The sequence below is a fragment of the Candidatus Termitispirillum reticulitermitis genome, assembly GCF_054655775.1.
Map to the genome: position 1 here is coordinate 1 of NZ_BAAIHG010000083.1, position 4218 is coordinate 4218.

The 4218-nt window shown below is 45.0% G+C and carries 5 protein-coding genes; 3 read left to right on the forward strand and 2 right to left on the reverse strand.

The annotated features are described in order from the left end of the window. The coding region (locus tag AC1MDJ_RS06895) for a flagellin (protein ID WP_479690194.1) at positions 1–2111 on the forward strand (2111 nt) is incomplete at its 5' end. A gap of 15 nt (positions 2112–2126) precedes the next feature. Here AC1MDJ_RS06895 and AC1MDJ_RS06900 read toward each other — a convergent pair. Both AC1MDJ_RS06900 and AC1MDJ_RS06905 read right to left on the reverse strand, forming a co-directional pair. Further along, positions 2127–2579: a nucleoside deaminase gene (locus tag AC1MDJ_RS06900; protein WP_479690195.1), complete on the reverse strand. Its 453-nt coding sequence runs from the start codon at positions 2577–2579 to the stop codon at positions 2127–2129. Then, complete coding sequence (locus AC1MDJ_RS06905) at positions 2576–3280, reverse strand: RsmE family RNA methyltransferase (protein ID WP_479690196.1); 705 nt, start codon at positions 3278–3280, stop codon at positions 2576–2578. The genes AC1MDJ_RS06900 and AC1MDJ_RS06905 overlap by 4 nt, the downstream gene beginning before the upstream one ends. 149 nt (positions 3281–3429) lie before the next feature. Between AC1MDJ_RS06905 and AC1MDJ_RS06910 the strand changes: the two genes are divergently transcribed. Together AC1MDJ_RS06910 and AC1MDJ_RS06915 are read left to right on the forward strand one after the other, a co-directional pair. Next, on the forward strand, positions 3430–3909 hold the full coding sequence (locus tag AC1MDJ_RS06910) for a hypothetical protein (RefSeq protein ID WP_479690197.1): 480 nt from the start codon (positions 3430–3432) through the stop codon (positions 3907–3909). Positions 3910–3950: 41 nt separating this feature from the next. Beyond that, positions 3951–4218, forward strand: a 268-nt coding sequence (locus tag AC1MDJ_RS06915; protein ID WP_479690198.1) for a NusA N-terminal domain-containing protein, incomplete at its 3' end; no start/stop codon positions are given.

Here is a 4218-nt window from a genome sequence, read left to right on the forward strand (position 1 = left end):
CGGCTAATGACAGGCGGGCATTGCAGGCGGAGTTGGAACAGTTAAAGGCAGATATAGATAGGATTTCAGTTGAGACTGATTTTAATACACATAAGTTGTTATCGGGTGATGCGTCAGGGCTATGGAGTAGCAGTAATGCTGGGATAGATGTTATATTGACGGGTGCGCCAGCTGGTGGCAACTACAAGCTGGAGTTTAGTGTAGAGCCGGGACAGAATGCCGTTTATAAGACGAATATATTTAGCACAGAGAGTCTCACTACGCGTAATCTCTATACTGTTTCAGGCTATACCTCACTTGCTACGACTGCGACTGTTAATATGTCGTCAGCAGCAGTGAGCATAAGTAGCTTGGGGAGATTCGACGCAGGCTATTCTGTCCACTATGGCTCTGGCACTACAGGATATCCGAATAATATTGGTGCGGGTGCACTCTTATGGTCCACTGGTGGGTTATGGGGAACTGATTCTTTGAATAGTAGTCCAGCTTCTAATCCAAATTGTGATATTGTGGTTATGCTTGGTAGTAGTCCTAACAACATGGGTTTTTATATTGCCGTAGAATATAACGGAATAGCAGACGTGCTCACTGTTGGTTCTTCTTCTGCAACTAACTTCAAATTTACATTATACAGCGTAACAAGTGATGAAACTGTGACGCTTGACATCGTCACGAGCCTAGTTTATGACCCTGGTGATGGTAATGGCGTTATGGAGTTTAACTGCTCCACAACAAGCGTGATGAGCTTTTGGGGGAGTGCACCTAATATGATAATTAATTTCTCTGACATTTCGCACATAACGCCGGGAGCGAAAGCACTGATGGGGATAACGCACTCAACTTCCACTGCGATAACACCTGCCGATGACACGCAACGAGTGGTTAGTATGGACGTGCCAACTGCGAAAGCGGGCAATATGAACTTTGCGCAATATCCAGATACGAATGACTCTCAGCTTGGTTTCCAGACGCCGCGTGTCCTGTGGGATAAAGACAACGGCGACCTGCAATACAATGTTGTTACGATTGATAATACTGGCGAGTTTCGTGTGATGAAGACTGTGTTGCCTGTTTCTGCGTTTGAAACAGCTAGCAACAAACGTATGGTGGAGTATGTGGCATTACCTGTTGGCGAGGCTCGTCTTATGGACGTAGCGCAGTTCACAGATTCGAATGGTCGCATGCTCTTAGATAATACTAGAAAGCTGACATTGCTCGGCAACAACAAGACTGCTGATATATATCTGGACAAGTATAATACATTGCAGGAGCTGAACGATAAGATAGCTTATGCGATAGCTATAACACTAGAGATGGGCGACCCCGATGTTGACATCAGCAGACTGGCACATATAGTAACAGCTACTGGTAGTGGTAACGATGCTGTGAAGGGCACTATTGTTATACAGGGGGCTATGACGGGTCGGAATTCAGAGATACGTTTTGTAGCGGATGAAGATATCCTTAAGGCGTTAAGCATAGAGCAGATACAGCAGTCTGAGAATGATGTTATAACGATGAACGTATTTGATGCGCATACGGAGCAGTATATCAATAGTGATATATCAATAGACTATATGATGAGGGGTGTTATAAAGGGGGTTAATATAAAGCTCAACCCGAATATAATTACCAGTGCGAAGATGGGTGTTGATGGCAATATAGTATTTGAGCAGGACGCAAATTTAGACCCGCAGTATATCCATATAGCGAACAGAGAGACTGATACGCAGATAGGTGCGAATGCGGGGCAGTATATGGATATAAGCGTAGGCAGGGTTGATACTGTGTCGTTAGAGATAAATGATGTATATCTGACTACCTTGCCTGATTCGCAGAGGGCACTTTTTAAGATAGATTCTGCCATTAAAAATGTAGTGCAGCAGAGGGCGGAGATAGGTTCTCGTATCAACAGGATGGAATATGCGTTGAAATCGTTATCTATCGGACAGCAAAATATTCTGGCGGCGTCAAGCAGGATAAGGGATATTGATATGGCAAAGGCGAGTGCAGAGTTCGCGAAGAACCAGATAATGATGAACGCAGCCACAGCAATGCTAGCACAAGCTAACCAGTTGCCGCAAATGGCACTACAACTGATAAATAGGTAATAACAGTCTTTCTATTTATCTCTCCCTTAGCATTCTGAAGAATGTTTGCATCGCCTCGGCAATCTCGTCGGCGCATAGTCCGTAGCTATAGTTCACACGGTGGTTCAGCCCATCGGCATCAAATAGTTGCGCTCTGCTAATGACACCGCCAAATTTCGGCTCGCATACTCCGAACACCACGCGGGCTATACGCGCCTGCAATATCGCCCCCGCACACATAAAACACGGTTCCGCTGTCACAAATAGCTCCGCCCCTATTAGTCGCCAATTGCCTACTATTTCACATGCACGTTCTATCGCCAGTATCTCGGCATGGGCTGTTGCCTGCCTGCGTTGCTCCTTGCGGTTATGCTCCGCTGAAAGAAGTTCGTCATTTATAAATAGTGCCGCACCGATTGGCGTTTCAAGTTCATCAGCTGCCCGTTGCGCCTCATCAATGGCAACCCGCATCTTAGCTATATCAGTCATCCGCTTGTTTCCAGTGCACTCATCACTAGCCCTGCAAATACTATCGCTGCAGTTTCCGCCTTTAATATATTGCTAACGGGTGAAACTATATCAAAGCCCTTGTTTGCCAACATTAACGCCTCGTCATCTGTAAAGCCCCCCTCAGGACCTATCACAATATTGATATTTCTGCTTGTTACAACTGGAGGAGTTTTTACGGGTGCACGTTCATAAAATAGTATATTATTTCCACCACTTTCTATTGCTATATCGCTGATAGGCATGTCATCAGCTATCTCAGGAGGCTGTTCTCGCTCAGACTGCAGAGTAGCTGCTACAGCGATACTTTTATACCTTTTTAGAGCGTTTTCCTTTAGCGCACCGCTATGTTTGCTTATGACGGGAACAATTTTTGTCGCCCCAATCTCCGTGAGCTTTTCTACCACAGTATCCATATATTCGCGCTTTAACAGACACTGATAAACGCAGAATGAATAATCGGGCACGATAATATCGCGAGCACTAGTGGCACGGACAACTACCTCACGCTTGTCCTGCGCTACAATTTTAACACGGACAAGTTTAGTTGGCATCAACACTTCAAGCTCATCGCCAATATTTAGGCGCAACACTTTTGTGATGTAGTGTGCGTTTGCATCTGTAATCGCCACATCACCATCTGCAACAATATCTATACCTATCGGCAGATATATTCGCTTCATTTTATGCTACCCCTCATATCTGCTCCTCTGCCTATTGTAGCATAAATATTTCCATACTCCCCTCTTGTTTTTTTATTTATTATGTAGTAATCTAGTAGCTGTGTGGGTTCAATCCCACATTTTTTATTATACGGATAGCGGTGTTAGTTGTGAATAATAGCGTTGTTGATGTGATTGCGCCCATTGCGAGCGAACTTGCGACTGGGCAGGGGCTGAAACTCTACGGCATTACCCTGCAAAGGGAGCGAGAGGGCACTGTTATGCGCATTATGCTTGATAGTGCCGTTGAAGGGGTTAGCCTTGATAGGTGTGCGGCAGTGTCGCGGGGCATATCAGCTTGGCTTGATAACAATGGGGATGACTTTATCCCCTTTAAGAGCTATACTTTAGAGGTTTCCTCCCTTGGTATTGACAGACCGCTGAGAGATGAAGCTGATTTCATAGAGAATATCGGGAGGCTGTGTCTTTTGGAGACTAGAGAGAAAGACGCTAGTGGGCGCAAACGCTTTCGGGGGAATATTATAGATGTATCAGGCGGTATAGTTTCGCTTGATTGTAAAGAAGAGGGCGTTGTGTTTAAGGTAAAAGTAGCTGATGTAAAGAAAGCCAAACTTGAGATAGAGTTATAGCTTAGTAGATAAATATAGAAAAATAAGGAGTTTTTAGGTATATGGAGACGACTCATAATAGTGCTATCGGCAGAGATTTTATCATGCAGGAGCTTGGAGAGCTAAAGCGCGAGAAAGGTATCACGCGTGAGGAGCTTTCGGAGGCTATGCACGATGCTATCGCAGCTGCTGTGGCAAAGCGCATAGGTAAATATCTTGAGCCTGAAATAATCGTTGACGTTGACACCGGCGAGCTTGATATAAAAGTGCCGAAAGAGGTAACTGAGACCAGTGTTAGCAATTGGGACGAGATAACGCTGAAAGAGGCGG